Annotated in this window: 3 protein-coding genes, 2 tRNA genes and 1 riboswitch; of the genes, 2 read left to right on the forward strand and 3 right to left on the reverse strand. The window is 38.8% G+C overall.

Annotated features, from left to right (window positions below; all coding sequences use genetic code 11):
• Positions 1-28 precede the first annotated feature (28 nt).
• Complete coding sequence (locus FFM61_RS08825) at positions 29-910, reverse strand: IMP dehydrogenase (protein ID WP_074428123.1); 882 nt, start codon at positions 908-910, stop codon at positions 29-31.
• Entirely contained in the window at positions 910-2061 is a 1152-nt protein-coding gene (gene guaB, locus FFM61_RS08830; RefSeq protein WP_074428122.1) for an IMP dehydrogenase, read from the reverse strand. Before guaB ends, FFM61_RS08825 begins: the two co-directional genes overlap by 1 nt.
• Before the next feature lie 77 nt (positions 2062-2138).
• Positions 2139-2242, reverse strand: a riboswitch (purine riboswitch).
• Positions 2243-2369: 127 nt separating this feature from the next.
• On the opposite strand from guaB, the gene FFM61_RS08835 reads away from it, so the two are divergent.
• Both FFM61_RS08835 and FFM61_RS08840 read left to right on the forward strand, forming a co-directional pair.
• Positions 2370-2442, forward strand: a tRNA-Lys gene (locus tag FFM61_RS08835).
• A 101-nt stretch (positions 2443-2543) separates the two neighbouring features.
• Positions 2544-2616 (forward strand) — tRNA-Lys (locus FFM61_RS08840).
• A gap of 95 nt (positions 2617-2711) precedes the next feature.
• On the opposite strand, the gene FFM61_RS08845 is transcribed toward FFM61_RS08840, so the two are convergent.
• Entirely contained in the window at positions 2712-3158 is a 447-nt protein-coding gene (locus tag FFM61_RS08845) for a hypothetical protein (protein WP_137604635.1), read from the reverse strand.
• Between the last annotated feature and the right edge of the window lie 100 nt (positions 3159-3258).

Consider the following 3258-nt stretch of genomic DNA (forward strand, 5'->3'; position numbering starts at 1 on the left):
GATTCGCAAGCTATATTTCACAAACTCTTTAAGTCAATTTCACGATTTTCACGCTGTTTGACATAGAGCCATAATTTGGTGCATCTCTTGTTAATTCTACATCATGCGGATGGCTCTCTGTTAGACCAGCAGCTGTAATCTGAACAAATTGCGCTTGGCGACGTAGCGTTGAGACGTCACCTGATCCAGTGTATCCCATTCCTGAACGTAAACCACCACTAATTTGGAAAAGATTATCTGCTACCACATCAGTCATAATATTTTCGTCAACCATAACAGCTACAGCACCAGCTGCCAAGGCTTTCACAACATCACCTGAATAATTTACGTCTGATCCCAAAATAATGTTACCATCATATTCAGCAGCTAATTGTGAAAATGCCATTACTGTTGTGACAACAGTAGCTAATGCTTCACCGTCTGCATTAGCCACAATAATTGTATCAGCCCCTGCTGCTAAAGCACGCTTAGCAATATCCAAATCAGTAGTTGGTCCAACCCATAATGGCAACGTTGGATTTGTTGTCTTGATCATTTCAATATTTTGTATCAAAGCATCTGTGTCGTTTGTCACAACTAGTTGGATAACATCGGCACCCGCTTCAACTAATGCATTAGCGTCCGTTGCATTGGCAACAGTAGCACCCACTAAATAATGAGGATCTTCTGCTTTAACTGTAGCGATATTTTCAATGGTAGCTAATTTAGAAGGTAAAATAGCAAGTGTTCCTTCTTGCGCAAATTCAATTGCTCGGCTCACGGTTGTAAAGGTTGCTGATCCAATAACTGGAATAGCCAATTGTAATTGGTCAGCTAGTTGCGTTTGAATATCAATTGTATTGGGCAATACATTTGAAGCACTAGGCACCAATAACACTTCATCTAACCCTAATCCACCTTGATTCATCATTATGCGAATGCCTCCTTTGTCGCTACAATACGCTTATTTTGTGTAACTTGTGCATAATCAACCATCGTTGTCGTACTAAATAATTGACCTTCATTTGCGGCTTGTGTAATTGAGTTAAAACCAGCTTGCCCAAGATTCTGGTTTACTGTTGCCATCATCGGTTGGATAACATCTAATAGTTCGCCCTTATAAGCAGTGCGACCTTCAATTCCTTCAGGAACCATTTTATTGGCTTCGTTAACCTCACCTTGGAAGTAACGATCTTTCGAACCATTTTCCATAGCAGCAATTGAACCCATACCACGATAAGACTTATAGCGCTGTCCGGTTTCTTCATCAGTAATCACAGCACCTGGCGTTTCAAATGTACCCGCTAACACTGAACCTAGCATGATTGCATTTCCACCAGCTAGAATAGCCTTGCTCATATCTGAAGCTGTTTTAATACCACCGTCAGCAACAATAGCCTTATTATATTCACGAGCAGCTTCTTGAGCAGCGACAATTGCTGAAACTTGCGGAACCCCAACACCGGCAACAACACGGGTTGTGCAAATTGAACCAGGTCCAATACCAACTTTAGCAACATCTGCGCCAGCATCATAAAGAGCCTTTGCACCGGCTTTGGTTGCGATATTTCCTGCAATAATATTAATATCAGGGAAAGCATCTCGTACTTCACGAATCTTGCGTAATACACCTTCTGAATGCCCATGTGCTGAATCTAATACAATTGCGTCTGCGCCAGCTGCTACCAAAGCTGCTACGCGATCAATCGTATCTGAAGTAACACCAACAGCTCCTGCAACTAACAATCGGCCATTAGCATCAACTGCTGCATTAGGATTTAATTTAAAATCTACATGCACATCTTTTACAACTTTAACTTCAGCAGCTTGATCTTTGATAAGCATATTCTTGTGAATAACACCTAAGCCACCAAAATTGGCTAAAGCAATTGCCATCGTTGATTCTGTTACCGTATCCATAGCAGCTGACAAAATTGGCTTATTTAACTTTAACGTTGGCGTCAATATAGTTTGCATCAATACTTCATCTTTTTTATTTTCCGTCTTATCGATTGGTAACGTCACATCTTGAAACGTCAAACCCATTGGTACAAATTTATTAGCAATACTATAATTAGCCATCATTCCTCCATTTTTTTGTATAAAAAAAGCATTAGTAGAATAGTATAGAATCCTACAAATGCTCATTAACCTAGTTGATTTTTAGAACATTTGTGGATTGTCGCCTATAATTTGGGTAGGCGGTAGAAACTTGTTAGCCCATTCATCTAACGATTAAATCTACAAAATATTTAAATATTCATTTATCAATTGATTTTACACGGGTTTTAAAAAAAATCAACCCTTTATTTTTTTGCGAAAAAGCTTGCATTGGCTTGGTTTATATGGTATATTAGTATTCGTTGTTGTGAGACAACATTTAACTTGTTGGACAAGTAGCTCAGTTGGTAGAGCAACGGACTCTTAATCCGTGGGTCCAGGGTTCGAGCCCCTGCTTGTCCATCGATAATTAGTTTTTACTTTTTATCTCAAAAACATCTTGTATGTTAATTTATTATGTGTTAATATTATATACGTTGTTGTTAGACAACATATACTTTATTGGACAAGTAGCTCAGTTGGTAGAGCAACGGACTCTTAATCCGTGGGTCCAGGGTTCGAGCCCCTGCTTGTCCACTAATTAAAAGAGAGTGATTTACATCACTCTCTTTTTTTGTACTTATTTTTAATAGGTCATTGTTATAACCACATCAATTCATACTACACATTAATCATTTAACATCTGAAATTTTTTGATGGACATTGATCGTTGTTACAGCCACATCAATTAAATGCTCAATTTGGTTTTCATGTGCCTCACCCGGGAATTGTGCCTGTAATTCATTTTCATACGTATCAAGATACGAATCCTCAAAAGCATCAACAGCATCATCAACTGATGATTGTTTAATCAAATCACCCTTTTGTTCCTTGATAAATTTGTTTAAATCAGCGTCTACCCGTTTTGTCACCGTTTCTTGCGTTGGTAAATCTACCGCAGAAGACGCTACCTGCGAACTACTGCTTGCCTGAAGCGAAGAAGCTTGTGCTCCACGATAACTCGACTCATATTGACTCTCAGACCTGTCTACTTGGTAATCCGACCAATAATGGAGTCCTACACCACCAGCCAGTGCACCTAGTACAAAAATTACAATATACAATAGCGCTCTTTTCATAATCCCCCTCCTTTATAAGTTTATTTGGCTCTATACTTTCTAGCGTGAAACTAAACATTTCACGCTTTTTATTTTGTCTTTTTCACATAAAAAAAGACAC

This window comes from Weissella hellenica (assembly GCF_005405545.1).
GTDB lineage: Bacteria > Bacillota > Bacilli > Lactobacillales > Lactobacillaceae > Weissella > Weissella hellenica.

What these genes read in the sequence shown, in the direction of transcription:
- FFM61_RS08825 (WP_074428123.1), bottom strand. Translation starts at nt 910, where the DNA reads ATGATGAATCAAGGTGGATTAGGGTTAGATGAAGTGTTATTGGTGCCT.
- guaB (WP_074428122.1), bottom strand. Translation starts at nt 2,061, where the DNA reads ATGGCTAATTATAGTATTGCTAATAAATTTGTACCAATGGGTTTGACG.
- FFM61_RS08845 (WP_137604635.1), bottom strand. Translation starts at nt 3,158, where the DNA reads ATGAAAAGAGCGCTATTGTATATTGTAATTTTTGTACTAGGTGCACTG.